This is a genomic window from Salipiger abyssi (assembly GCF_001975705.1).
Classification (GTDB): Bacteria; Pseudomonadota; Alphaproteobacteria; order Rhodobacterales; family Rhodobacteraceae; genus Salipiger; species Salipiger abyssi.
On record NZ_CP015094.1, the window covers coordinates 1 to 24,968 of the forward strand.

The window sequence follows — 24,968 nt, forward strand, 5'->3', positions numbered from 1 at the left end:
GAAATCGGCGTTCGGCCGGTAGCCACGCTTCTCGCCGAAGACGATATAGTGGCGCAGCGGCATCTTGTGAAACCAGCGGTGGATCGCCGGATAGGCGCCTTTGTAGAAGACCGGGTCGAACATCCCCGAGGCACGCGCCGCTTTCAGGAACTTCCGTTCCTGGCGGGACAGAAACAAAACCCGGGCAAACCGGGAAAGCCGCGCCCAGGGGCTGTTCAAATCTTCATTCATTCCAAAAAGGTCCTGCCTGGATGATCGGCTGAGCCATAGCAATGCGCCCAACCGGAAACAATGCTTTTACGCCGCGCGCCCGCGCCCCTTATGCTTCAAATACCCTCGTCCAGGATGACCCGGTGAAAGCGGTACAGCAGCAGCATGCCGAGCGCGCCCAGCAGCAGCGCGACCGTATAGACATAAAGCTCGGACACATAAACCGCGTCATAGGTGTCATAGATTCCCCGGCGCAGCATCATGATCGGATGCGCCATCGGGTTCCACAGCAGCCCTGACCGGATCGTCTCCGGCAGCCGGTCGATCAGGAAGAACACCCCCGAAATGATGAAGAGCGGCCGGTTCAGGACCGACCAGATGAACTGCCAGATCGGAAACATGCTCATCAGATAGCAGTTCACCAGCCCGACCCCCAGCCCCAGAGCCAGGAGCATGCCGACGGCGCGGACGCAGTCGAGGAAATGAATCTCCAGCTTCAGCCCGTACAGCAGGATGATCATGCCGAACAGGATGATTCCGACCAGGATCTGGGTCAGCCCGTTCAGGATCAGTCGTGCCAGGATCGCATCGACAAAGGTCACCCCGGGATAGGCCAGCAGCGGCCGGGAGTAACGGATCGCACCGCCGACATTGGCCGTGGTGCTCTGGTACAGCAGGAAGGGAACCATCCCGCTGGCGAAAAAGAGCGGAAAGTTCGACCCCAGCGCCGGGCTGCGCGCAATCATGCCGAAGACCAGGGTGAGCACGAGAATCCCCCCGACCGGTTCGGCGAAGGCCCAGATGTAGCCCCCCGGCGAACGCCCGTAGGATGTGCTCATCTCGCGCAGCATCAGCGCCATGACCGAGCGGAAAAACAGGAATCTTGGTTTGGCTATCGCTGCGTCCGACACACCGCTCGCCCCGTGGTGACAATCCGGCCTCAAGGGCCCTGCCGCCGGCTTAAGGGATTTTCCCTTGCATTGCGAGAGAGAAAGCCCGACATCTGGCGGCAGAAAATTCAAGAGTTGGAGGGCGGACCCATTACACAGGCCCCCGTGTCCACCGCAGCACCCGCAGCACAACCTGCCAACAAACCCGCGACCCTGGCGGGACAGATTCCGAAAAACGCCAGAAAGGCGCGGCCACAGAAACGCCATTACGGCGTGCTCGCCAGTTTCGTGCTGGTTGTCGTGTTGCCGCTGACCCTGGCGATCTTCTATCTGTTTGCCATCGCCGAGGATCAATATGCCACCAGCTTCGGCTTTGCCGTGCGCTCGGAGGAAACCACGCTGGCCAATTCGCTGCTGGGCGGGCTGAGCAGCCTGTCGGGCGGAAGCAGCTCATCCGACAGCGATATCCTCTACGAATTCATCCAGAGCCGCACCCTGGTCGAAAAAGTGGATGAGCGGCTGGATCTCACCAGCATCTTTTCGCGCCCGGAATACGACCCGTATTTCTCCTACGATCCGGAGGGGTCGTTCGAGGATCTCGTCGCGTATTGGCAGCGCATGGTGCATGTCAGCTACGCCTCGAGCGGCACCGGCCTGCTCGAAGTCACGATCAAGGCCTTCACCCCCGGGGACGCGCTGGCCATCGCCGAGGCGATCGTCTCGGAATCCACCGTGATGATCAACGAGCTGTCCACCATCGCCCGGGCTGACGCCACGCGCTATGCGCGCGAGGATCTCGACCAGGCGGTCACGCAGCTGAAAACCGCCCGCGAGGCCCTGACCCGGTTCCGCTCGGTCAACCGCATCATCGACCCGAGCGCCGATCTCCAGGGCCAGCTCGGCCTGCTCAACTCGCTGGAGGCGAAACTGGCCGAGGTGATCATCGAGCTGAACGTCCAGCTGGAAACCGCCCGCGAGAACGACCCCCGGGTGGTGCAGCTGCGCAACCGGATCCCGGTGATCAACAAGCTCATCGAGGAGGAGCGCCGCAAGTTCGGCCTCGGCGGCACCATGGGCGGAGACACTTCCGCCCCGGCAATCGAAGGTGCGCGGGACTATTCCACCATCGTGGGCGAGTTCGAACGCCTCACCGTCGATCTGGAATATGCCGAGGAGCGCTATCTCGCGACCCAGGCGGCGCTGGACGCGGCACAGGCCGAGGCGCAGCGCCAGAGCCGCTATCTGGCCACCTACATGCAGCCGTCCCTGCCCGCCTCCTCGCAATACCCCGAGCGTGGCGAGCTGTTGCTCATCGCCACGACGATACTGCTGCTGAGCTGGGCGGTCGGCGTGCTGATCTATTACAGCCTCAGGGACCGGCGCTGAGTCCAGGGACCGCCATGATCGAACTGCGCAACCTGACCAAGATCTACCGGTTGAACGGCGTCGCCAAACCCATCGCCCGGGATCTCACCTTCACCTTTCCCCGCGGCGAATGCGTCGGTCTGATGGGGCCGAACGGGGCCGGCAAATCGACCATGCTGAAACTGATCGCGGGCACGATCCAGCCCGACAGCGGCGAGATCATCCGGCACGGATCGGTTTCCTGGCCGGTCGGTTTCGCCGGCAGTTTCCACGGAGACATGACCGGGGCGCAGAACGTGAAATTCGTCGCCCGTCTCTATGGCATCGACACCGACGAGATGACCGAGTTCGCCCGCGATTTTTCCCAGCTCGGCGCACATTTTTACCTGCCGGTGCGAACCTATTCCTCGGGGATGCGCTCGCGCCTGGCCTTCGCCATGTCCATGGCCGTCAAGTTCGACACCTATCTGATCGACGAGGTCACCGCAGTGGGCGACGGTGCCTTCAAGGCCAAGAGCGAGGCCATCTTGCTGGAACGGCTGGAAACAAGCGGCGCGATTTTCGTCTCGCATTCGCTGCCCCAGATGGAGCGGCTGTGCCAATCGGGAATCGTGCTGCAAAACGGGCGGTTCTTTTATTACGCGCGCGTCCAGAAGGCCATCGAGCATTACCAGCACACGATGAAGGGCATCCTGCCGCCCTGGATGCGCTGAGCCAAACCTTTCGCATGCGAAAGGTCCGGGTCGGTCAGCGCTGGCGCAACCACTCGGCGAGATCGGCGATCAGTGCCTCGGTAACCCCTTCGCCATCGAGCGCGATCCGTCCCGCGCCGCCCTTCAGCCGCACCCCGCCGGGCAGCGACAGCGCCACCGCCGGGACCGCCTCCGGCGCGGCCGTCTTTGCCGGGGCAGGGCGCAGCGCCGCCTCGAGCAGGGCGCGTTCCCCGGCGGCATCGCGTTCCGGCGCCGCCGCAAGCTGCGCGGTCAGCTCGCTTGCGACCCCCGGATCTTCCGTCAGCGCTCTGGACAGCGCCAGCCCCAGCCGCTCCGGGATCTGTCCGGGATAGCGCAGCGCCCCGTCCAGCGCCGCCACCAGCGGAAGGAAGCTCTTGATTTTCGAGCGCTTCGAAAAGGAGGCCGAGGCGAACAGACCCTGCAACGCCGCCTTTTCGCTGTCATACACACCCGCATGCACCGCCTGGGCCACGATGCGCGCGCGTTCGTAAAACGACAAATCGGCACGGATCTCGTTTTCCTCGACCATCGCCACATAGGCGGCAGGCCGGTCCCGTGGCAGGCGCACCAGGGCCAGAACAGAGCCGAACCGCTCCGTCTCGCCGGTCTCGTCCAGCAGGGTCCGCAGCGCCCGCAGGCGCCGCCAGCCCGAGATCAGCCCATAGCGTCCGTCGCCCAGATCGGTCACCTCGACAGGGGTCTGCTGCCCGCGCTGGCGCAGGCTGTCCTGCAAGGCCTGCTGCGCCTCCGCGTCACAGGCCAGCCGATCACGGATCAGGTGGTCTTCGACGATGGCGCCCAGCGGCAGCGAGAGCACCATGCGGCCCTCGCGCTGCGCGGCCTGCAACTCGGCCTGCACCTCGCCAAAGGCCGCGGCCACCGCCGCATCCCCGGCCATCTGCGCGATCGGTACCCGCGCACCGGTCACCTGCGCCTGCTCCGCCGGCGCGGCGGAAAACATGTCCAGGCGCGGCGGGCTGAGACGTTTGCGTTTGGCCATATCCTGTCCTTTCCTGAACGGCCCTGCCCACCGGGGCAGGGGGCCGGTTAACCTGCCTGGGCGACACGGTCTTCGGCCGCGCGTTCCTCGCGCCGCCAGATCCCCACCAGCAGCCGCTTGAAGGCGGCATAGGTCTGGTCGAAGGTCGCCCGGCCCCGGACATAGGTCTCGCGGTTGAAGTCGCGGTAATCGGCCTCGTAGATTCCCACCGCCTGTTCCCCGGCCTGCCCGATCAGCGCGGTGAAATCCTGCCGGTGCGGAGACAGGGTTTCACCGAGATAGGCCTGCATCAGCCCCGCCAGCTCGGCCTGCTGGGCAGCATCGAAACGGGTGATCACCGCCCGGACCGCATCCCATTCGAAGCTCAGTTCGGGATGGCCCAGGGCGCGGGCGGCCATGTTCTCGCCCTCCTCGATGCTGGCAAAGGTGGAGTGCAGCATGTCGAAGAACCGGCCGGTGGAATCGAATTCCAGATAGGAGGCACCGACCGGCACCAGAAGGATATCGGCTGCCGCCAGCCCGTTGATCGTCAGATAGCCCAGGGCCGGGGGGGTGTCGATGAAGATCAGGTCGTAGCGCTCGAGCACCCCGTCGGCGCTCAGCGTGTCCGCCAGCGCGTCCCAGAGTTTCCAGCGACGGCTCTGCATCCGCCAGACCGGGATCTGAAACTCTGCCCAGTAAAGATTGAGCTGTGCGCCGATCAGATCGATATTGGGCCAGTGCGTGCCGCGGATCAGGTCGTTGGCGGAGATGTCCCGCGCTTCCGACAAGGTCTCGTCCAGCGGTTTGGGGTCTTCGCCGCGCTCGATGCGGACGCGGTTCTCCGCCTGAAGCGTGGCGGCGTAATGACGTGCGAGCAGCGGGAATACGGTCTGCCACTCATCCTCGATCCTGCCGCCCATGATCGAGGTCATCGAGCCCTGGCTGTCGAGGTCGATCACCAGAACCTTGTAGCCGTCGAGCGCGGCGCTCATCGCAAGATGCGCGCAGGTCGAGGTCTTGCCGACCCCGCCTTTGAAATTCGCCACGGCGACCATCTTGGCGGGCAGGGTCTCGGGCCGGTAGGGACGGTATTCCTTGGCCTTGGATCCTTCGGCGGCGAAATGCGCGCGCAGGGTCAGCACCTCGTCGAGAGTGAACCATTTTGCCCCGCCCTCGGTTTCCGACATCCCCTGGGGCAGATGCGGGTTCTGGCGTAGCACGCGCCGGAAATGCGCCTGGGCCACGGGGATAAGATAGCGGGTGATCTCCCAGGTGGAAAAACGACGCAGCGTCTTTTCTCCGCCTTCGTCGAGCCCACGGCTGGCAAGATCGGCACAGCCCTGATGACAGCGCCCCGCGATCTGCGCGAAATCCCCTGCACCCACCGGCGCGGTCAACTCGTCGAGCGCGGTGTCTGGGCGGATGTTGAAATAGGGGGGAAGGTCGATTGGATCCTGCGCCATTCTCTGCCTCATGTACCGCTTTTTCAGCATTATACCGTGAAACGCGTGACATAAAAGAATTTTGCGCACATTCTTTTCTGATATCAGAAATTACGTTTTTAAATCAATGTGTTAAATGCAGCGTGCCGAGCGGGGCTTTGTGTCCTGATGCTGCGATCCTGGAATTTTTTTGTTGTTATGTTCTGTTATTTTTACGTTACGGGATGAGCCTGCGGCGGAAACCCCCTGTATTTCAAGGTCATTCGAGGGCCGGATGCGGAGAAGCCGACTCTGAAACCACGTTGCAGCGACTCTGAAACCACGCCAGAGCGATTCCGAAACCACGCGCTGACCGGGCGCGCTGCTGGACGCAGCCTGTGGATAAATCTATGTTGGGCGTCACTGAAACCACGAAGCGGATTCGTTGCAGAATACGGGAGCCAACCCGGGGCGCGGCGATGACAGGCAGGCAGCAGGCAAACGGAATTGGGCTGACATGGCGGCAGGGGGGCTTTTGCCCGATCACCATCCCACGGCGGATTTTTTCGTCTGCGATATCTTCGACGCGGCGCCGAAGGACGACATGGGCTCGATGGAACATCCGATGTTCTCGCTGTCGACCCGGCCCGACCGCCGTATCCTGTCCTATCTGCATAATGGCGTGGCGATTCAGGTCATCCCCTCGCTGCGCGGTCTGGCGACCATCCATGACAAGGATGTGCTGATCTACTGCATCAGCCAGCTGATGGCGGCGCTCAATGCGGGGCGCGAGATTTCCCGCCAGGTGCATCTCAAGGCGCATGACCTTCTGGTGGCCACCAACCGCGAGACCTCGGGGGATGGCTACAAGCGGCTGCGCGACGCGCTGGAACGGCTGGCGGGCACCCGCATCACCACCAATTACGAGACCGGCGGCCAAGAGGTGACCTCGGGCTTCGGTCTGATCGAGAGCTGGCAGATCGTGCGGCGCAGCCGCGGCGGGCGGATGATCAGCGTCATGGTCACGCTGTCGGAATGGCTGTTCCGCGCGGTTCAGGCGAAATCGGTGCTCACTCTCAGCCGCGATTATTTCCGCCTGCGCAAACCGCTGGAGCGGCGGATCTACGAGCTGGCGCGCAAACATTGCGGCCGGCAGGCGGAATGGACCGTCTCGGTCGAGACGCTGCTGAAGAAATCCGGCAGCGCCTCGCCGCGCCGGGTCTTCCGCAAGATGCTGCGCGACATGATTGCCGCCGATCTCCTGCCCGATTACGCGCTTTCCGAGGCGCCGGGGGATCTGATCCGCTTTTCCCGCCGCGACACGGTGATTCTGCCGGGGGAGGCGCCGCAGCTCAGCCCCGCGGCGCTGGACACGGCGCGGGAGCGCAATCCGGGGGCGGATGTCTATGCCCTGCAAGCCGAATGGCTGGCACATTGGCGCGCCCGCGGCGCGCTCCGTCTGCAGTCGCCGGACAAGGCATTTCTGGGCTGGCTGGCCAAGCGCGGTTCCGCCTGAGGGGGAAAATGCAGGGGTGACATTAAGGGGCCGGATTGCTAAGCCGAAGGCGAATTTATGCCAAATCAAACATAGCGAGACAGGCTTTGCAGATCGAACAGACCGCCCTCGAGGGGGTGCTCCTCCTGACCCCCGCGCGCTTTGGTGATCACCGGGGGTTTTTTTCTGAAAGCTGGAACAAGAAGCGGTTGGCCGATGCCGGGCTGGACATGCCGGAATTCGTCCAGGACAACCATTCCTTCTCGGCCACGGTCGGCACGGTGCGCGGGCTGCATTTCCAGTCGCCGCCGCATGCGCAGGGCAAGCTGGTGCGCTGCGGCAAGGGCCGGCTTTACGACGTCGCCGTCGATATCCGCCGCGGCTCGCCGACCTACGGGCAGTGGACCGGCGCCGAGCTGAGCTTCGAGAACGGCCGCCAGCTCTGGGTGCCGGCGGGGTTCCTGCACGGGTTCATGACGCTCGAGCCCGATACCGAGATCATCTACAAATGTACCGATTATTACGCGCCCGACTGCGACGGCGCGGTGCGCTGGGACAGCTGCGGCATCGACTGGCCGCTGGACGGCATCACTCCGGTACTGTCGGAAAAGGACGAGCGGGCCCCGGCGCTGGACGGGTTCGAAAGCCCGTTCCTCTATGAGGGGCGCGCGGCATGAAGCTTCTGGTCACCGGCGGGGCCGGGTTCATCGGATCGGCTGTGGTGCGCCAGGCGGTGGCGCAGGGACATGAGGTGGTCAATCTCGACGCGCTGACCTATGCCGCCTGTCTGGACAATGTGGCCTCGGTCGCCGACAGCCCGCTCTACAGTTTCGAACAGGCCGATATCCGCGATGCGGCGGCGGTCGAGGCCTGCCTGGCCCGCCATGCGCCCGATGCCGTGATGCATCTGGCCGCGGAATCCCATGTCGACCGCTCGATCGACGGGCCGGGCGTGTTCATCGAGACCAATGTGATGGGCACCTACAACCTGCTGCAATCGGCCCGCGCGCTCTGGGAGCGCAAGGGCCGTCCGGAGAGCTTCCGCTTCCATCATATCTCCACGGACGAGGTCTTCGGCTCGCTGCCCGCCGATCCGGAGGTGCAGTTCACCGAAGACACCCCCTACGATCCGCGGTCTCCCTATTCCGCCTCCAAGGCCAGCTCGGACCATCTGGTGCGCGCCTGGCACGAGACCTACGGGCTGCCGGTGGTGCTGACCAATTGCTCGAACAATTACGGCCCCTACCATTTCCCCGAAAAGCTGATCCCGGTGATCATCCTCAACGCGCTGGCGGGCAAGTCGCTGCCGATCTACGGCGACGGCTCCAACGTGCGCGACTGGCTGTATGTCGAGGATCACGCCGATGCGCTGCTGACCGTGCTCGGCCGCGGCGCGGTGGGCCGCTCCTACAATATCGGCGGCGAGAACGAACGCAGCAATCTCGAGCTGGTCGAGACGCTTTGCGCCATTCTCGACCGGCTGCGCCCGCGCGCCGACGGCGCGTCCTACACGGCGCAGATCACCTTCGTCACCGACCGCCCGGGTCATGATGCGCGCTACGCGATCGACCCGACCCGGATCCGCACGGAACTGGGCTGGCGGCCCAGCGTCACCATCGAGGAGGGGCTGGAGCGCACCGTGCGCTGGTATCTGGACAACGAAGCCTGGTGGCGCCCGCTGCAAAGCCGTGACGGCGTCGGGACGCGGATCGGCACCAAGGCCTGACAGGCAGGGAGTATGCGATGACGTTTCTCGTCTTCGGAGAGACCGGACAGGTCGGCCGCGAGCTGCGCCGGGCCGCAGATGCGGCCGGGCAGACGCTCGAAGTGCACGGCCGCGACACGGCGGATTTCACCGACCCTGAGGCCTGCGCGGCCCTCGTCGCCGCCAGCGATGCGCGGGCGGTGATCAATGCGGTGGCCTATACCGCGGTGGACAAGGCCGAGGAGGACGAGCCGCGCGCGCGGCTGGTCAATGGCGACACCCCCGGCGCCATCGCCCGCGCGGCGGCGGCCAAGGGCATCCCGCTGGTGCATATCTCCACCGATTACGTTTTCGACGGGACCGGAGAGACCCCCTTCGCGCCGGATCACCCCACCGGTCCGCTCGGCGCCTATGGCCGGACGAAACGTGCCGGCGAAGAGGCGATCCGCGCCGCCGGCGGGGCACATGCGATCCTGCGCACCTCCTGGGTGGTCTCTGCCCATGGCCATAATTTCGTGAAGACCATGCTGCGGCTCGGCGCCGAGCGCGACCGGCTCACCATCGTGGCCGATCAGGTGGGCGGGCCGACCTGCGCCGCCGATATCGCCGCCGCCTGCCTGGAGATCGCCGGGCAGCTCGCGGCCGATCCGGACAAGAGCGGCAGCTATCATTTCTCCGGTGCGCCGGATGTGAGCTGGGCCGGGTTCGCGCGCGAGATCTTCGCCCTGGCCGGGCTGGATTGCGCGGTGGAGGACATTCCCACCAGCGCCTATCCCACCCCGGCGGCGCGACCGCTGAACTCGCGCATGGACAACAGCCTGACCGAGTCCGTTTTCGGCATCGCCCGTCCGGACTGGCGGTCCGGGCTGCGGTCGATCCTCGACGAGCTGGGCGCACTGAAGACTTCCTGACCGCAACAAAGAAGGACAGACCCATGACCCAACGCAAGGGCATCATTCTGGCGGGCGGCTCGGGCACCCGGCTTTACCCGATCACCATCGGCGTCTCGAAGCAGCTGCTGCCGGTCTACGACAAGCCGATGATCTATTATCCGCTGAGCGTGCTGATGCTGGCCGGGATCCGCGAGATTGCGGTGATCACCACGCCGCAGGATCAGGAACAGTTCCAGCGCACGCTGGGCGACGGCTCGCAATGGGGGCTGTCGCTGACCTATATCGTGCAGCCCAGCCCCGATGGCCTGGCCCAGGCCTATCTCCTGGCGGAAGAGTTCCTGGCCGGCGCCCCGAGCGCCATGGTGCTCGGCGACAATATCTTCTTCGGCCACGGCCTGTCGGCGCTGCTGCGCGATGCCGATGTGCAGGGCGCGGGCGGCACCGTCTTCGGCTACCGGGTCGCCGATCCGGAACGCTACGGTGTGGTGGCCTTCGATGCCGATGGGCAGGTGACCGAGATCATCGAAAAGCCCGAGGTGCCGCCGTCCTCCTATGCGGTGACGGGGCTGTATTTCCTCGACGGCACGGCGCCGCACCGGGCGCGGGAGGTCACGCCCTCGGCGCGCGGCGAGCTGGAGATCACCACGCTGCTGGAAATGTATCTGGCCGAGGGCGCACTGACCGTGCAGCAGATGGGCCGCGGCTATGCCTGGCTCGACACCGGCACCCATGGCTCGCTGCTCGATGCGGGCAATTTCGTACGCACGCTGGAGCATCGCCAGGGTCTCCAGACCGGCAGCCCCGACGAGATCGCCTTCGATCAGGGCTGGATCAGCGCCGCCGCGCTGGAGGAGCGGGCCGCGAAGTTCCGCAAGAACGCCTATGGCGAGTATCTTCTGGGGCTGCTGAAGGGCTAGGCTCAGCCGGGCAGCGGCGGGTAACGCAGGCGCTTGCACAGCTCGGCATAGGCCGGGCTGGTGGCGCTCTGCTCGGCAATCTCATCGGGGATGTCCCGTGCCGGGCGGGCGGCGATCTCGTCGCTGGAGCGGCCGCTGTCGCCGGACATGTGGATCGCCATGACCAGCGCCGAACTCTGCGCGTCGTAGCGCAGCTCGAGGCTGCGGCAGATATTTTCCAGCACGGTTTCCGGCGTATCGACGAAATCCTCGTAATAGACGATCGGGCAGGTGGCGTTGTCGTCGAGGAAAGCGAGGTAGCGCCGGGCATATTCCTCCAGGGTCGCCGGCGCGAACTGGATCCAGCCGGCGGCTTTCAGCGACAGGAACGAGCTCATCGGATGGCGCACGCTGATCAGCGGCAGCACGGCATAGTCCCGTGACAGCATCTCCTGCACGGCGGGCCGCGCGCGCCAGTCGGCGGCGGTGCAATAATGCGAATGGGAATGCTCGCGCAGGATCAGGCGCTGGCCCGCGCGCTTCAGCGCCGCGTGCAGCGGCGCCAGCCCGCCGAGAAAGATCTCGACGGCCAACGCGTCGGAAATCCCCTGGCGCCCGTAGCGCATCTGCTTGATGAGATCGGTGGGGGCGAATTTCGACGGGGTCGTCATATGGTTCACGCTCAGCGGATCGATCTCGCTGAGCAGCACCGCATTGGGCATCGCCGCCAGGCATTTCGAGATGATCGTGCCGCCGGTGCAGGCGAAATGCTTGAGCAACCGGATCGGGGCGGCATTCTGCGCCTCGGTCTGTGCCTGGAGCTGGTGCAGCTGGTCGAGCAGGCTCTGCAACGGCAGGGCAGGGGCGGTGCCGGTGCCGCGCTCCTGCGGGCCCGCATGGCTGCGGATCAGCTGCGCCGCCTCGTCTAGCTCCTGGCGGAGCCTGTCATATTGACTGTCGCTCGCGGTCATTTCGCCTTTTTCGCCCGTGTCGCGGGTTTGCGCTTGGCGGCGCTCTTGCGTTTCGGCGCGGTTTTGCGCTCCTCCGGGATCTGCGGCGCGGTGCCGGTCTCTTGCGCGGGCGGCTCCGTGAGCGACAGCGCCTTGAGATGCTGCGAGGCGTCTTCGAGCCGTGCGGCGAGCAGGGCGATCAGCCGGTCCTGCTGGGCCTTTTGTTCCTGCAAGGCGGCATGACTTTGCTGCAAGTCGCGCAGATCGTTGCCGCAGATCGTCTGCATCCGCAGCGCCAGGCTCAGATCGGTCTTGCCCTGACGGTACTGTGCTTCGCGCTGCTGTGCCTGCTTTTCCAGTGCTGCGATCTTGTCGCCGAGCGTCTGTTCGCGGGTCTCGGCGTCCTTGGCGGCGCGGCTGGCCTCGTCTTCGATCTCCTTGATGCGCTTGGCGCGCCAGTCCGCGGTGGCGGTCAGGTCCTTGAGGGACTGCTCGCGGTCCGCAAGCGTCTTGGCGGTCTCGGTGGCCTTCTGTTCCAGCTCCTTGATGCGCTTGGCGCGGGTTTCCGCGGTCTCGGTGAGCGTCCGGTGCTCGGCTTCGAGCGTGTCGAGACGTTTCTGCCGGTCGCTGGCGGCGGCCTCGAGCTCGGCGATCCTCTTGGTGCGGGTCTCGGCCGTCTGGGTCAGCTCGTCGATCTGTGCCGTGAGCGCGGTCTCGCGGGTTTCGGTCTCCGCGGCGGCGGTGACGGCGGCCGCCTCGAGCTCGGCGATCCGGGTGGCGCGGGCTTCCGCATCCCCGGTCAGCTCGTCGATCCGCGCCGCGAGTGCGGCCTCGCGGCCCTCGGCCTCCTTGGCCGTCCGGGCAGCGTCGTCCTCGAGCTCCTTGATGCGATTGGAACGCCAGTCCGCGGTGGCGGTCAGATCCTTGAGGGCCTGTTCGCGATCCGCAAGTGTCTGGGCGGTCTCGGTGGCGCCAGCTTCCAGCTCTTTGATGCGTTTGGCGCGCGCGTCCGCGGTGGCGGTCAGATCCCTGAGGGATGTTTCCAGCGTATCGATGCGGGTTTTGGCCTCCTTGGCCGCCCGGGCGGCGTCTTCTTCGAGTTCCTTGATGCGCTTGGCGCGCCAGTCCGCGGTTGCGGTCAGATCCTTGAGGGCGGTTTCCAGCGTGTCGACATCTTTGTCGCGTTTCGCGGCGGCGGCCTCGAGCGCCGCCACATGCTCCCGCTGCTCCGCGAGCTGCTGTTCCAGGGCGGCGGCGGCACGCGCCTGACGGTCGATCCCGAAGCGCCGGACCGGCCAGTCCGGATCGGACAGATCCGTTTCCAGAACGGTGAACCCCTGGCCGGTCAGCTGCTCGCTCAGCGCGGCCATGGTCTGACCATCGGCAAACAGCGCCTCCTGGCTGGTGCGGATGTCGATCCGGGAGAAGCCCGCCAGAAGATCCAGCGCCTGCAACGCGGCGAGAAACCCGGCATCGGCGCCCGGGGCATCGAGAACCAGCCGGCGCGGCTCGGGCAGGGGGGCCAGGCTGTCTATCAGGCTCTGCGCCGTCATCGCCGGCACCGAGGGGCGGCGCAGGATGCGGAAGCCGGGATACAGCTCTTGCAGGCCGGTCGGGTCGGCGGTGCTGGACAGGGCGGGGATATTGAAGACCCGGAGATCGGCCTCTCCGTCCTCCGCGGCCAGGGCGGCGTGCAGGATCCGGATATGCGCCGCATCGCCGGTCTGCCGCTCGAGATCCCGCACCCGCGCCGGATCGGCCTCGACGATGGCGATCTGCGTGTCCGTCCGGGCCTTGCAATCGGCCAGGTCCAGGAGCGGGCCGGAGCCCAGATGCAGGATGCTCCCGAAAGGAGCGTCGTCCGGAGAAACGGCCACGGGATCAGTGTTCCTTGTGTTTGGTGCGGCCCAGCAGAGTGTTGGCGGCACGCAGCGGTTCCGTGATCTTCCAGGACCGCGAGGCGAGCAGCTTGCCATATTCCTTCGAGAGATCCTCGAGGCTCTGGCGCAGCGCCAGTTCGCGCTGCTCGGCCTGTTTCAGGATCCCGTCCCAATGGTCGCGGGCGCTGTCCAGCTCTTTTGCAAGCGCGGCGGCCTGCGCGGCATGATGGGCGTTTTGCGCGGTGAGCGATGCCAGCGCCGATTCCAGCTCCGCGACGGTCTGCCGGGCGGTCTCGGCTTCGCTCTGTGCGTTCTGGATCCTGCGCACCATCTCGTCGGACTGTACCTGACGCTGTTGGGCGCCGTCCTGCCGCAGTTTCGCCAGTTCGGCAGACAGCTCGGTGAGCTCGGTCTCCTGCCGGGCAACGGTCTGCCGCGCGGCGTGCAGTTTCCGGGTCATGTCGTCGGCCATGTCGCGACGCTGCCGGTCGCCGCTCTCGCGCAGGGCGGCGCGCTCCGCCGTCAGCCCGGCGATGTCCTCCGCCCGGTCGCGCAGCTGCTGCTCCTTTGCCTCGGTTTCGCGTTGCAGCTCGGCGATATGACCGAGCAGCAGGTCGCGCTCGGCGCTCAGTTGCGCCTGGCTGCGCTCCTGTTGGGCGAGGGTTTCGGCAAAGCGTGTCTCTGCCTTGGCGAGGGTCTTTTTCCAGGTCTCCACCGACCCGTTGGCCTCCAGCAACTGGCGGCGCAGGGTGTCGGCGGTGCCGGACTGGCCGAGCACCTCGGCATGCAGTTCGGCGATATGACCGAGCAGCAGGTCGCGCTCGGCGCTCAGCTGCGCCTGGCTGCGCTCCTGTTGGGCGAGGGCTTCGGCAAAGCGCGTCTCTGCCTTGGCGAGGGTCTTTTTCCAGGTCTCCACCGACCCGTTGGCCTCCAGCAGCTGGCGGCGCAGGGTGTCGGCGGTGCCGGACTGGCCGAGCACCTCGTCATGCAGCTCTGCGACATGGCCGAGCAGCAGGTCGCGTTCGGCGGCGATCGCATCCGCCCGGCCCTCCGCATCGGCCTTGCCGGCCTGAAGCATGGCGGTCGTCTCGTTCAGCGCCTGCCAGGCCCGGACCGCGGCGTCGACCTCCGCAAGCGAGGGCACGCGCTGTGGCGCGGGCAGGCTGCTGGCCTCCAGATCCATGTCCAGCGCGGCGGCCTCCGGCGCGGCGGCGAGGGCCTGGTCCGCCAGCAGGGCGAAGATGTCGGAGGCGGCCTCCGGCATCTCCGCCGGTTCGGTCAGCGCCTCGGCTCCGAGCAGCGCGGTGAGCCGGGTCAGCGCCCCGGCCTCGCTCCGCAGCAGCGCCGCCTCCTCGAGCAGCAGCACGTTGCGGCGCGCCTGGCGCCAGGTTGCGAGGATCTGGGAGCAGGCCTCCTGCCATTCCGCCAGACCGTCGCTCGCGGAGCGCCCGTCCCTCAGGGCGGATTGCAGGAAATGCCGCGCGTTGCGGTGCAGGATGACCAGCGGCTCGCCTGCCGCCAGCGCCTCGGCGCAGCGCTCCGGCGAAAAGGCGAAGACATCGAGCGCCCGGTCGGCGCTCTGCCGGAACCGGGCCTGGCAGCGCTCTCGGTCTATGCCGGCCATGTACGCGATCCGGAGGGGCTTGGTGCCGGGCCGGGACGGCGCCTGATCGGACGGTGGGCACATGAAGCGTCGTCTCTCTTAAACAAGGTCTTTCTGGGCGGAACGGTCGCCTGAAGACCTTCCTACCGGGTTAAAAACCCTTGCGCCAGTGCTGCATGCGCCGAGTCACGTCAGGGCAGGGGGGCGGGTTTCTCCTCGACGATCGCCGTCAGCTCGTCGGACAACCGCTCGTAAAATCCGATGCGTTCGTCGAGGAAATCGTCGAATTTGCGGAAGCGCTCGTACAGCCCGGCCTGCGCCTCGGCATAGGCCTCGAACGTGGCGGCGGTCGGCTTGAATCCGGTGATCTTCTTGGCCGCATCGGCGGGGGAGAGCTCGAAGAGGTTGAGGCAGGAGCCCGCCGGCGCGAATTCGTGGATGCGATGCGAGGCCGGGGCCCAGATCAGCGGCAGGCCGCGACAGGCATAGGCGTCGAAGATCTTTTCCGAGATGTAGTTGCGCTGGCTGGTGTTCTCGATGGCCGAGACGATATAGCTCTTGCCCTGAAGCGTCAGCAGCTTGTCCAGATGCCAGTCGGGCAGCTCCTGGCGGGTGACCTTGGCGCCCCAGCCCTGACCGACCCGCATGGTGCCCTTGTCGGGCATCGCCTTGGCGACGTCGGTGCGGTAGACCGAGAGGCCGTAGGTCTCGATATCGGGGTGGGCGATGCTGTATTTCTTCACCAGATCGCGGTTCTCGGCAAAGAACGCATAGCGGATGCCGGCCTGTTTCCAGATCTCGGCGAAGGCCCCGGGTGCCATGGCGGCATTGCGGCCGAACTCATAGGCGTAGCGCAGGTAGTATTCGTCTTCGGTGGTCAGGAAATAGGGCAGCGAGCGGAACTCGTAGACCTTCGAGGTGTGGTGGTTGATGGCGGAGAACGCAAAGGCGTGGTCGCCGGTCTTGCGGATATTGTGCCGCTTGCGGAAATCGCCGCTGTTGGTCGTGTCCCAGAGCGGCTCCTCGGAGACCACCACCAGCCGCAGGGCGGGGTTGGCCTTGACCAGCCTGGCCAGCTCCTCGGCGTTCTCGTCGATGTTCAGCACATAGCCGAACAGGATGACATCCGCCTTTTCGGGCGTGTCGACATAGTCGAAGCGCTGCCGGAACAGGCGTTTGTAGGGCTCGTAGGCGAACGGCGTGCGATGCGCATGCCGGCCCATAATGTGAATGCGCATGGTGTTAGGCCTGGTCCCAATCGGTCTTCAGATTGCGTGTCTCCAGCGCGCGCGCAAAGATATCCTTCTGCGCCGCGCTGGCCTTTCCCAGCAGGTCCTGGATCAGCGGCTTTTCCTTTTTGAGCCGGGCCTTGGCCTTTTCCGGCGTCAGCAGGATATCCGTGGTGATGCTGTTGAGGCTCAGCGGTCCGGAGGCCGGCGCGGGAGCCGCGGCGGCTGCGGCGCGCGCGGGGCGCTGCGCCGCGTCCTGGGATCTTTCGAGGATCAGCTTCTGGATGTCGTGAACGAAATTCTCGATTCCGTAGAGTTTCCAGATCTGCGCCATGGCATGGCGCTTGCGCTGCAGCATCTGGGGATCGGCATGGATCTTCTTGAGGACCCCGGGCAGCTTGAGAATGCTGGCCTTGTCCTCCTTGCAGAACACCGCCGCCTGCTCCCAGAGCGCGGGATTGCCCGGCAGCGCGAGATTGTCGGCGAGGATCACCGGAATCGAGCCCAGACCGATGGATTCCCAAAGCCGGATCGAGTTCGGCCCGGTGCCGGAGGGGCAGAGCGAGAAGACGCTTTCGCGCAGGATCTGCTTGAAATTGTCCGAGGCTTTGTTGTCGACCAGCGCGTCGGGTTTGTCGGCCAGCCCGCGCACCTGATAATCGTAGACCACCTTGTTGTAATGCCAGGTGTCGTTGCCGACGATCAGGCCGGTATTGGTCTTGGTCAGCTCGTCGATGATGATGTTGCGCGACTGGGTCAGGTAATACTGGTTCGCCTTGGCGCCGACGAAGGAATAGAGGTGCTTCTTGCGCAGCGGCGGCTCGTTCCAGATGTCCTTGGCCTGCACCGGGTAGAGCGGGAAAGGATGCAGCGCGATGCCCTTGTGTTCGGGCAGGGCCGGCTGGGTCTTGACCGCGTGGGACCAGAAGATGTCGGTGATCCCCATCTCGTCGAAGAGGCTCTGAAAACGCAGCATGTGGATGTGCTGGCAGGTGGTCACGACGGTCTCGGCCGCTGCGAGCCGCGGCTTGAAGGAGAGCAGCTTCTGCTTGAGGAAGGCGGTCTTCTCCGGGTTCTTCTTGTTGTGCAGCAGGTTGTCGATCAGCGTCGCCCAGGGAAAGGCGAAATACAGCACCCGGCCATCGGCGTGGCGGGCGTCCAGCCGTTCGCTGAGCATGTTGAAGGCATGCTGCTCGGTGATCGCGGGGAACTGCCAGTTGTGGTCGTAGGCGACGATCAGATCGCTTTTCTTGCGCTTGGGCTGGCCGAGACCCTGCTTCTCCTTGACGATGATCGTGTCGTTGACCTTGATCCGCTCCACCGGCTCGGGCTTCAGCGTCCAGACGTCGAACACCATCTTGGACGGTTCGGTGATCGTCTCGGAGGGGTACACCCAGGCGATGCCGCCGAGGATACGCTTGTCGACATGGTTGTCATAGGCGCGCAGCTGGGTCTCGTGCAGGTGATAGGTGCGCACGAACTTGCAGGGGTTGAAGATGTCGTAGCCATGCACCGAAAACACATAGCCGATCTTGTTGTCGCAGCGCGGCACGCCCAGCGGGATCGTCATCTTCTGCTTGATCTGGTCGGGCACGGGCACGGTGCCGTCCACCACCCACACGTCCTGCGACCATTGCGGGTTCTTGTGCATGGTGATCTTGTCGCCTTCGATCTCGTAGCGGCTGATCGCGGCGAGGGCATGGCCGGAGGCGTCGAAGACCTTGTGCAGCTCGGTCACGGTCTTGTCGAGATAGATGTCGGAATTGGCCAGTACCGAGAGCGCGCCGGTGCTGTGGCGCTCGGTCAGGTCCAGCCAGTCGCGATAGGTCGGGCGCGCCGGGATCGGCAGGACGGTGATCTTGTCGGATTTGATCGGCGGTTCGTGGCCGTCATCGACCATCAGGAAGATGCGGTCCACTTCCTTGGTTTCGACGTTCTTCTTCAGGCAGAGATCGAGCTCTTTCTGGCGCTCGTGATCGTCGGAAAGATAGTAGGGCGTATAAAGATGAATGGCTTTTTTCATGACGGTTTTGGGCCTGTCCGAATGCTGCGCGATAAACTTGCTGACGGTTCCAGAGCCGGGGTATAAACGGTCGAGGGGGAAAACCTCAACCAATTGCAAAATAAAGGAAAACAAGACCGAACTAAGGCACCCGCCTGAGGGCCAGAAGAGGAACCGAAAGGAAACACCCGGTCGTTATACATCGAATCAATGACGCCGCAACGGGTTTCTGCGACGCGGCTAGCGGGCCGGCAGAAGGGCGCTCTGCGGCCCCCGGGATGCCGGGTTTCGGGGCGCTTGCCGGCCCCCGCCGGGGCGCCCGCCCCGCAACAACCCGCCTGCGAAACGACAGCCTTGCTTGTCTTGTGCGTTTTGCTTTTGTAGTCATCGCTGCGCGTATGTGGCGAAGTTTCGTTTCATTGCCGCCGAATATCTAAAAACAAGCGTCGCGATGACGTGCACGCGCCGCGCGCGCTGGCCGGCGACAGGAATTGATGGGCATAAGATGACCAAAAAAGCATTGATCACCGGGGTGACCGGGCAGGACGGTTCCTATCTCGCAGAGTTCCTGCTGGAAAAAGGCTATGAGGTGCACGGCATCAAGCGCCGGGCCTCGCTGTTCAACACCGGCCGGGTGGACCACATCTATCAGGATCCGCATGTCACCAACCAGAATTTCAAGCTGCATTACGGCGATCTGACCGACACCTCCAACCTGACGCGCATCATGCGCGAGGTGGAGCCCGACGAGGTCTACAACCTCGGGGCCCAGAGCCATGTGGCGGTCAGCTTCGAGGCGCCGGAATACACCGCCGACGTGGACGGCATCGGCACGCTGCGCCTGCTGGAGTCGATCCGCTTCCTCGGCCTCGAGAAAAAGACCCGGTTCTACCAGGCCTCGACCTCCGAACTCTTCGGGCTCGTTCAGGAGATCCCGCAGAAGGAAACCACCCCCTTCTACCCGCGCTCGCCCTACGCGGTGGCCAAGATGTACGCCTACTGGATCACGGTGAACTACCGTGAGAGCTATGGCATCTATGCCTGCAACGGCATCCTCTTCAACCACGAGTCCCCGCGCCGTGGCGAGACCTTCGTGACCCGCAAGATCACCCGCGGTCTCAGCAATATCGCCATGGGTCTCGAACCCTGCCTGTTCATGGGCAATATCGACTCCCTGCGCGACTGGGGCCACGCCAAGGATTACGTCCGCATGCAGTGGATGATGCTGCAACAGGACGAGGCGGTGGATTTCGTCATCGGCACCGGCGTGCAGTATTCCGTGCGCGAGTTCATCGACTGGACCGCGAAGGAGCTGGGCATCGAGCTGGAATTCTCCGGCGAGGGTGTGGACGAGATCGCCACGGTGAAATCGGTGGACAACGCGATCGCGCCGGCGGTGAAGCCGGGCGATGTGATCATGCGCATCGATCCGCGCTATTTCCGCCCCGCCGAGGTGGAAACGCTGCTGGGCGATCCGGCCAAGGCCAAGGAAAAGCTCGGCTGGGTGCCCGAGATCACCGCCCAGGAAATGTGCGCCGAGATGGTGGCGGAGGATCTCAAGACCGCCAAACGCCACGCGCTGCTGAAAGAGAGCGGTTTCGAGCTGCCGATCTCGGTCGAGCACTAGGAAGGGCGCCGCATGGAAGTCCATCACTCTCCGGTACGCACGATCCATCATTTCGCCTGCTCGGGCGGAACGGTGGTCTCCAAATGTATCGCGGTCTGCGGCGACAGCTTTTTCCTGTCCGAGGTCAACCCGCTGGCGCCGTATAACGATATCAAGTTCGCGCCGCTGGACCTGCTCAGCCAGCTTCAGGCGCAGTACCGGAACATGACCAAGCAGTACCGGATGGAGTTCTTCGGCGACCAGATGCGTCTGCTGGCCAGGATCTCCGATCAGGCGAAGCGGCCGATCTGCCTCCGGGATCATACCCATAGCAGCTTCTTCCGCCCCGGCGGAGTGCATGAATCCGAGTTGCTGGAGGCGCTGAAGGTGCTGGGCTACGACACCCTGAGCGTTGCCACGGTGCGGCATCCCGTCGATGCCTTTGCGGCGATGCTCAAGAACAAATGGGCCGGGGGGATACAGAATTCCTTCGAGATCTATTGCACGAAGCTGATGGCCTTTCTCGATTACTGCGAGCGCCGCGAGGTCGGCCTCTGGCGATACGAGGATTTCTGCCTGAAACCGGCGGAAACCCTCGGTCAGATCTGCGAGAGGCTGGCCCTGCCGTTCAACGAGAATTTCCTGGAGGACTTCCAGAACATCAAGCTGTCGGGGGATTCCGGTCGCAGGAGCGCAGACATCCATCTCAGGACGCGGCGCAGCATCGCCCCCGACCTCGCCGCCGAGGCGGCCGATTCCGAGCTTTATCACACAGTCTGTTCGAGACTGGGATACACAGCTGCCGTCGACGAGTATCCGTTGCAGCGGGATTTCCAGTCGCATTGAACGCAATATCGCGGCCCGCCGGGCCGCATTCATGAAACGGGCCATTGCAATGAAAATATATATCGCAGGACATCGGGGCATGGTCGGCGGCGCGATCCTGCGCCGTCTTCAGGCCCGTAAGGAGGCCGGTGAGGACCTGACCCTGATCACCCGCACCCATGCGGAGCTCGATCTGACCAGCCAGGACGCGGTGCGCGGCTTCATGGAGGCCGAAACGCCCGATGTGGTGATCCTCGCCGCCGCCAAGGTGGGCGGCATCCATGCCAACAACACCTATCCGGCGGAATTCATCTACGAAAACCTGATGATCGAGTGCAACGTGATCCATCAGGCCTTCGCCGCCGGGGTCACGCGGCTCCTGCAGCTCGGCTCCTCCTGCATCTATCCCAAGGCGGTGCCGCAGCCGATGAAGGAAGATGCGCTGCTCACCGGCACGCTGGAACCCACCAACGAGCCCTATGCCATCGCCAAGATCGCCGGCATCAAGCTCTGCGAGAGCTACAACCGGCAATACGGGGTCGATTATCGCTCGGTCATGCCGACCAACCTCTACGGGCCGGGCGACAACTTCCACCCCGAGAACAGCCATGTGCTGCCCGCGCTGATCCGCCGTTTCCACGAGGCGGCGCAGAACGGCACCGAAGAGGTGGTGATCTGGGGCTCGGGCAAGCCGATGCGCGAATTCCTGCATGTCGATGACATGGCCGAGGCCTCGCTCTTCGTGCTCGATCTCGACAAGGCGACCTACGAGGCCAATACCGAGCCGATGCTGAGCCATATCAATGTCGGCACCGGCACCGATATCTCGATCATGGATCTGGCGCGGATGGTGGCGAAGGTCACGGGCTATACGGGGCGCATCGCCAACGATCCGAGCAAGCCCGACGGCACCATGCGCAAGCTGATGGATGTCACCCGGCTGGCGGATATGGGCTGGAGCGCCCGCATCCCGCTCGAGGAGGGCGTTCGGGAAACCTATGAATGGTTCAAAGAGGCCGAAGGGCTGCGGCTTTGACCGTCGCCGGCTCGCCAGAACGCGACATGCTCGATATGGATGACCTCATAGACGTGGCGGCACGGGGCCGGATCCACACGGCGGCGGCCGGCGAAGGGGCGGAGCACGCGCTGTGGCAGATCGACTTGTTGCAGCCGCTGACGCTGCAGTCCATCGCGATCGCCATGGCGGGGCCGGCGCCCGACCGGATGCCGCAGCTGGACGTGTCTCTTGACGCACAGAACTGGCACACGGTCACCTGCGGGACCGCGCCGTCTGGGCTGGCAGCAACAGGCCCCCTCATCGCCCGGCATGTGCGGCTGAGCGGGGCCGGTCAGGATGGGCTGGCGCTGGATTCGGTGGCGCTTTTGGCCACCCGGCGCGATGTGATCCTGAGCGATTTCGCCCGAGAGAAGGAGGCCCGGCTGCTGCCGGAAACGGCGGGCGCGGCGCCCGGCAAGCCGCCCTATGGTCTCACGACCGCGGGCTCGCCCCGCGACGACAGCATCGCCGGGCTGAAAATCCGCCGCTACGGGCGGTTTGGAAACAACCTGATCCAGATCGTGAATGCCATATATCTGGCGCGGCACCTCGGGGTTCGCGACATCGTCGCTCCGGAGATCGGCCTGGGCGGCGCGCTGACGGATGTGGAGAAGGACGGCATCCGGCTGATATCGGACAGCTCGCCCGCAGCCGACGGTCTCTATCTGGAGGGGGATTTCTTCCGCCTGGAGGTCTTCGGGCAGGAGCTCAAGGCAGGCCTGACCAACGTCCGGCAATACGAGATCGCCCAGAAATACATCGTCCCGTATCTCGGGCTGCTGGACACTCCGGACGAAGAGCGGCGGTCGCGAAGCTCAGAACTGGTATTTCACATCCGGTCCGGGGATATCTTCTCTCCCAACCCGCATCCGGGCTATGTGCAGCCGCCTCTGAGCTATTATACGACCATTCTCGACGACCTGCGGGCGCGCGGGCTGATCGATCGCGTCTGCATCGTTTCCGAGGACAGGCTCAACCCCTGCATCGGCGCGCTCGAAGCACATGTGGCGGCGCAGGGGCTGCCATTGCGCATGCAGAGCGGAACGCTGGCCGAGGATGTCGGCTATCTTCTCGGAGCGACGCATGTGGTCTTCGGGTTCGGAACCTTCGGCTACGGCATCTGTCTGCTGGCCGAAAATTTCGCGAGCGTGCACGTGTTCGGCATGGCGAAATACGGCGGCCTGTCCAATATCGGCGCGCTGAAAGTTCTTTCCACACCGCCGGGTGAATATATCGATGCCGGTCAGTGGAACGGAAAACCTGAGCAGCTTCGGAAAATGTTGGAGTTTCCTGCGGAAAAACTCTTGGTAAGCTGGCATGACGGAAAATAAAACCTCCATGCCGGGGACCGGACAACCGCGCCGCAGGAAGGGCTGAGACCCGCGCGGCGCGCGTCATCCGCCGGGGCAGCCAAAATTCAAGACGATTCTGAAAGGGCCACCATGCAGATAAACAATTTTCTCGTCATAAGGTTCTCTCTGCGCCTCAAGGAGGAGTGGCTGAGAAAAGCCTATGGCGATGAAGAAAACCGGTATGGCTGGCTCGAAATGAGGGGGCGGATCTTCAAAGAGACCCTCTACCGCTCGCTTCTTGAGCAGAGCGTTCGCCCGAAGAGGGTTTTCCTGCTTCTCGATGTACGGGATGAGGAATTCTATCATGCCTGCCTGAACGATCTCGACGAGATGATCGAACCGATCTTCTCGAAGAACTGGAACCATTACGAGCAGGTTGCCGATCGTATTTCCGCAAGCGGCCTCACGAATATCGCCGTGTCCCGCTGCGATTCCGACGATCTTGTGGCGACGGACTACTTCGAGAAGGTGAACGCGGCCATCCGCACGGCGACGGAGAAGGGCGAAAGCTTCGAATATGTCGTCGCCACGAGGGGGTTCATAAGCGATGGCGTCAATATCCAGGAGACCTACTATAGCTGCTCGCCGTTCCTGACCATCTTCGAGAAAGAGTGGAACGGCGCGAATGTCTACGGCATCGGTCATGAAAATGTGGTCAAGCATTCGCATATTGCGGTCAGCGACGCACGCTGGATGCAATACATCCACGGCACGAACATCGCCAACAGTTTCAGTGCTGTCGATGCTGACCGGGAGGCCTTCGAAGCTGCGATCAGGCAAGCTCCGAAACGGACCAGTATGAAACGCTGCCCCGTCGCGGAATTCTGGCCCGACGGGTTCCACAAGGTTCCCGCGTGATTTCGGACAGGGCCGGTGTGATGAAGAGCTCCGCATTCAATAATATTTCCCGCCAAGGGAAGAGGTGACGAAATGGAAATAAATAATTTTATTGTTGTGAGGTTTTCCCTAAAAATATCGGCGGGATGGCAAAAGAAAGCCTATGGAGACGAAGAAAACCGGGAAAAGTGGCTTATCCACCGGTATCGCATTCTCCGTGATACGATTTATACATCCGCGCTCCGGCAGACAGTTCGCCCTCGTAAGCTCGTGTTGCTTTTGGATGAGGGTGATGCGGAGACATACGAAAAGCATTTCGCTTTCGACAGCGATCTTGTTCAGCCGGTTTTTGCCAAGAAAGGCGCCCCGTATGAAGCTGGTGTCGAATACATACGGAGCACCGGCCTGAAGAATATCGTGATTTCGCGCGCGGATTCCGATGATATTATTTCCGACGACTATATCGAAAAGGTTAATGCCGAAGTCACCAGGCTGGTCGAGGCCGGCCAGCCGTTCGATTATATTGTCGCTACCCATGGTTACCGGACAGACGGCGATGTCATCCAGGAGATTTACTATAGCTGCTCGCCTTATCTGAGCCTGTTCCGAGAAGAGTGGGACGGAAAGAATATTTATGACATCAATCACGAGGACGTCTTGCAATATGCGTATTTTCCGATCGAAAGCGCCAGGTGGATGCAATGCATTCATGGCGGCAACCTCGCCAATCAGTTCATGAATGGCATGGCGGACCGCCAGTCCTTTGAGGACAGCATCAGGAACAATAAAAAGCTTATTGCGATGCAGCGGGTTTCCGCCAAGGACAACTGGCCTGAAAATTTCGGGGTCTACAATCTCGCGTTTCCTGAAAGCTTCTGAAACCGCGCGGCGGATCGGTCGCATCGCCCGATGGGCGGGCGATGTTCCGCGCCCCTTACACCGTCATCGCCATGATGCCCCGCATACCGGCCAATGTTGCGCAATCCCGCCTGTCATGCGGATATTTTATCGATAAGATAAGCAGTGTTGCTTCTTC

The 24,968-nt window shown here is 63.8% G+C and carries 21 protein-coding genes; 13 read left to right on the forward strand and 8 right to left on the reverse strand.

Annotation, left to right across the window (positions count from 1 at the left end; all coding sequences use genetic code 11):
* Positions 1–326: 326 nt before the first annotated feature.
* Complete coding sequence (locus Ga0080574_RS24235) at positions 327–1,121, reverse strand: ABC transporter permease (protein ID WP_237219429.1); 795 nt, start codon at positions 1,119–1,121, stop codon at positions 327–329.
* A 144-nt stretch (positions 1,122–1,265) separates the two neighbouring features.
* On the opposite strand from Ga0080574_RS24235, the gene Ga0080574_RS24240 reads away from it, so the two are divergent.
* Together Ga0080574_RS24240 and Ga0080574_RS24245 are read left to right on the forward strand one after the other, a co-directional pair.
* A complete protein-coding gene (locus tag Ga0080574_RS24240; RefSeq protein WP_237219430.1) occupies positions 1,266–2,486 on the forward strand; it encodes a KpsE/RkpR family capsule polysaccharide export protein in 1,221 nt (406 codons plus the stop codon).
* A 14-nt stretch (positions 2,487–2,500) separates the two neighbouring features.
* Positions 2,501–3,178 carry an ABC transporter ATP-binding protein gene (locus Ga0080574_RS24245; protein WP_076706126.1) on the forward strand — a complete coding sequence of 226 codons (678 nt, stop codon included), beginning with the start codon at positions 2,501–2,503 and terminating at the stop codon, positions 3,176–3,178.
* Positions 3,179–3,212: 34 nt separating this feature from the next.
* Here the strand turns inward: Ga0080574_RS24245 and Ga0080574_RS24250 are convergent, their stop codons facing one another.
* Positions 3,213–4,199 carry a ParB/RepB/Spo0J family partition protein gene (locus Ga0080574_RS24250; RefSeq protein WP_076706127.1) on the reverse strand — a complete coding sequence of 329 codons (987 nt, stop codon included), beginning with the start codon at positions 4,197–4,199 and terminating at the stop codon, positions 3,213–3,215.
* A gap of 47 nt (positions 4,200–4,246) precedes the next feature.
* Positions 4,247–5,644: an AAA family ATPase gene (locus Ga0080574_RS24255; protein ID WP_076706128.1), complete on the reverse strand. Its 1,398-nt coding sequence runs from the start codon at positions 5,642–5,644 to the stop codon at positions 4,247–4,249.
* A gap of 475 nt (positions 5,645–6,119) precedes the next feature.
* Here Ga0080574_RS24255 and Ga0080574_RS24260 point away from each other — a divergent pair, with 475 nt between their 5' ends.
* From Ga0080574_RS24260 to rfbA, 5 genes are all read left to right on the forward strand, one after another.
* Complete coding sequence (locus Ga0080574_RS24260; RefSeq protein ID WP_076706129.1) at positions 6,120–7,118, forward strand: replication initiator protein A; 999 nt, start codon at positions 6,120–6,122, stop codon at positions 7,116–7,118.
* A gap of 86 nt (positions 7,119–7,204) precedes the next feature.
* Positions 7,205–7,774: a dTDP-4-dehydrorhamnose 3,5-epimerase gene (rfbC, locus tag Ga0080574_RS24265; RefSeq protein ID WP_076706130.1), complete on the forward strand. Its 570-nt coding sequence runs from the start codon at positions 7,205–7,207 to the stop codon at positions 7,772–7,774.
* The gene (gene rfbB / locus Ga0080574_RS24270) at positions 7,771–8,823 is read left to right on the forward strand and encodes a dTDP-glucose 4,6-dehydratase (RefSeq protein WP_076706131.1); all 1,053 of its coding nucleotides are present in this window, start codon (positions 7,771–7,773) and stop codon (positions 8,821–8,823) included. The genes rfbC and rfbB overlap by 4 nt, the downstream gene beginning before the upstream one ends.
* Positions 8,824–8,840: 17 nt before the next feature.
* A complete protein-coding gene (gene rfbD, locus Ga0080574_RS24275) occupies positions 8,841–9,713 on the forward strand; it encodes a dTDP-4-dehydrorhamnose reductase (protein WP_076706132.1) in 873 nt (290 codons plus the stop codon).
* Between the two features lie 23 nt (positions 9,714–9,736).
* Positions 9,737–10,612, forward strand: coding sequence for a glucose-1-phosphate thymidylyltransferase RfbA (gene rfbA / locus Ga0080574_RS24280; protein WP_076706133.1), 876 nt, complete (start codon positions 9,737–9,739; stop codon positions 10,610–10,612).
* Between the two features lie 2 nt (positions 10,613–10,614).
* Here rfbA and Ga0080574_RS24285 read toward each other — a convergent pair whose 3' ends face one another.
* The 5 genes from Ga0080574_RS24285 to Ga0080574_RS24305 all read right to left on the reverse strand — a co-directional run bounded on the left by Ga0080574_RS24285 (position 10,615) and on the right by Ga0080574_RS24305 (position 18,276).
* Entirely contained in the window at positions 10,615–11,562 is a 948-nt protein-coding gene (locus Ga0080574_RS24285; protein ID WP_076706134.1) for a sulfotransferase family protein, read from the reverse strand.
* A complete protein-coding gene (locus Ga0080574_RS24290; RefSeq protein ID WP_076706135.1) occupies positions 11,559–13,418 on the reverse strand; it encodes a coiled-coil domain-containing protein in 1,860 nt (619 codons plus the stop codon). The genes Ga0080574_RS24285 and Ga0080574_RS24290 overlap by 4 nt, the downstream gene beginning before the upstream one ends.
* Positions 13,419–13,422: 4 nt before the next feature.
* Complete coding sequence (locus Ga0080574_RS24295; protein WP_076706136.1) at positions 13,423–15,045, reverse strand: coiled-coil domain-containing protein; 1,623 nt, start codon at positions 15,043–15,045, stop codon at positions 13,423–13,425.
* A gap of 170 nt (positions 15,046–15,215) precedes the next feature.
* The gene (locus tag Ga0080574_RS24300) at positions 15,216–16,262 is read right to left on the reverse strand and encodes a glycosyltransferase family 10 domain-containing protein (protein ID WP_076706137.1); all 1,047 of its coding nucleotides are present in this window, start codon (positions 16,260–16,262) and stop codon (positions 15,216–15,218) included.
* A 4-nt stretch (positions 16,263–16,266) separates the two neighbouring features.
* The gene (locus Ga0080574_RS24305) at positions 16,267–18,276 is read right to left on the reverse strand and encodes an exostosin domain-containing protein (RefSeq protein ID WP_076706138.1); all 2,010 of its coding nucleotides are present in this window, start codon (positions 18,274–18,276) and stop codon (positions 16,267–16,269) included.
* A 484-nt stretch (positions 18,277–18,760) separates the two neighbouring features.
* Here Ga0080574_RS24305 and gmd point away from each other — a divergent pair, with 484 nt between their 5' ends.
* From gmd to Ga0080574_RS24335, 6 genes are all read left to right on the forward strand, one after another.
* Positions 18,761–19,882, forward strand: coding sequence for a GDP-mannose 4,6-dehydratase (gene gmd, locus Ga0080574_RS24310; protein ID WP_076706139.1), 1,122 nt, complete (start codon positions 18,761–18,763; stop codon positions 19,880–19,882).
* 12 nt (positions 19,883–19,894) lie between these two features.
* On the forward strand, positions 19,895–20,707 hold the full coding sequence (locus Ga0080574_RS24315; RefSeq protein ID WP_076706140.1) for a sulfotransferase family protein: 813 nt from the start codon (positions 19,895–19,897) through the stop codon (positions 20,705–20,707).
* Positions 20,708–20,756: 49 nt separating this feature from the next.
* Positions 20,757–21,722, forward strand: coding sequence for a GDP-L-fucose synthase (gene fcl / locus Ga0080574_RS24320; protein WP_076706141.1), 966 nt, complete (start codon positions 20,757–20,759; stop codon positions 21,720–21,722).
* On the forward strand, positions 21,719–23,074 hold the full coding sequence (locus Ga0080574_RS24325; RefSeq protein ID WP_076706142.1) for a discoidin domain-containing protein: 1,356 nt from the start codon (positions 21,719–21,721) through the stop codon (positions 23,072–23,074). Before fcl ends, Ga0080574_RS24325 begins: the two co-directional genes overlap by 4 nt.
* A gap of 111 nt (positions 23,075–23,185) precedes the next feature.
* Entirely contained in the window at positions 23,186–23,953 is a 768-nt protein-coding gene (locus tag Ga0080574_RS24330) for a glycosyltransferase (protein ID WP_076706143.1), read from the forward strand.
* 72 nt (positions 23,954–24,025) lie between these two features.
* Positions 24,026–24,811 (forward strand): glycosyltransferase, encoded by a 786-nt coding sequence (locus Ga0080574_RS24335; protein ID WP_076706144.1) that lies wholly within the window; start codon positions 24,026–24,028, stop codon positions 24,809–24,811.
* Positions 24,812–24,968 lie beyond the last annotated feature (157 nt).

Coding starts and splice junctions, on each gene's coding strand:
- Ga0080574_RS24285 (WP_076706134.1), bottom strand. CDS start 11,562: ATGACCGCGAGCGACAGTCAATATGACAGGCTCCGCCAGGAGCTAGAC.
- Ga0080574_RS24260 (WP_076706129.1), top strand. CDS start 6,120: ATGGCGGCAGGGGGGCTTTTGCCCGATCACCATCCCACGGCGGATTTT.
- fcl (WP_076706141.1), top strand. CDS start 20,757: ATGAAAATATATATCGCAGGACATCGGGGCATGGTCGGCGGCGCGATC.
- Ga0080574_RS24245 (WP_076706126.1), top strand. CDS start 2,501: ATGATCGAACTGCGCAACCTGACCAAGATCTACCGGTTGAACGGCGTC.
- Ga0080574_RS24315 (WP_076706140.1), top strand. CDS start 19,895: ATGGAAGTCCATCACTCTCCGGTACGCACGATCCATCATTTCGCCTGC.
- Ga0080574_RS24305 (WP_076706138.1), bottom strand. CDS start 18,276: ATGAAAAAAGCCATTCATCTTTATACGCCCTACTATCTTTCCGACGAT.
- Ga0080574_RS24250 (WP_076706127.1), bottom strand. CDS start 4,199: ATGGCCAAACGCAAACGTCTCAGCCCGCCGCGCCTGGACATGTTTTCC.
- Ga0080574_RS24295 (WP_076706136.1), bottom strand. CDS start 15,045: ATGGCCGGCATAGACCGAGAGCGCTGCCAGGCCCGGTTCCGGCAGAGC.
- Ga0080574_RS24300 (WP_076706137.1), bottom strand. CDS start 16,262: ATGCGCATTCACATTATGGGCCGGCATGCGCATCGCACGCCGTTCGCC.
- gmd (WP_076706139.1), top strand. CDS start 18,761: ATGACCAAAAAAGCATTGATCACCGGGGTGACCGGGCAGGACGGTTCC.
- Ga0080574_RS24330 (WP_076706143.1), top strand. CDS start 23,186: ATGCAGATAAACAATTTTCTCGTCATAAGGTTCTCTCTGCGCCTCAAG.
- rfbD (WP_076706132.1), top strand. CDS start 8,841: ATGACGTTTCTCGTCTTCGGAGAGACCGGACAGGTCGGCCGCGAGCTG.
- Ga0080574_RS24255 (WP_076706128.1), bottom strand. CDS start 5,644: ATGGCGCAGGATCCAATCGACCTTCCCCCCTATTTCAACATCCGCCCA.
- rfbA (WP_076706133.1), top strand. CDS start 9,737: ATGACCCAACGCAAGGGCATCATTCTGGCGGGCGGCTCGGGCACCCGG.
- rfbB (WP_076706131.1), top strand. CDS start 7,771: ATGAAGCTTCTGGTCACCGGCGGGGCCGGGTTCATCGGATCGGCTGTG.
- Ga0080574_RS24335 (WP_076706144.1), top strand. CDS start 24,026: ATGGAAATAAATAATTTTATTGTTGTGAGGTTTTCCCTAAAAATATCG.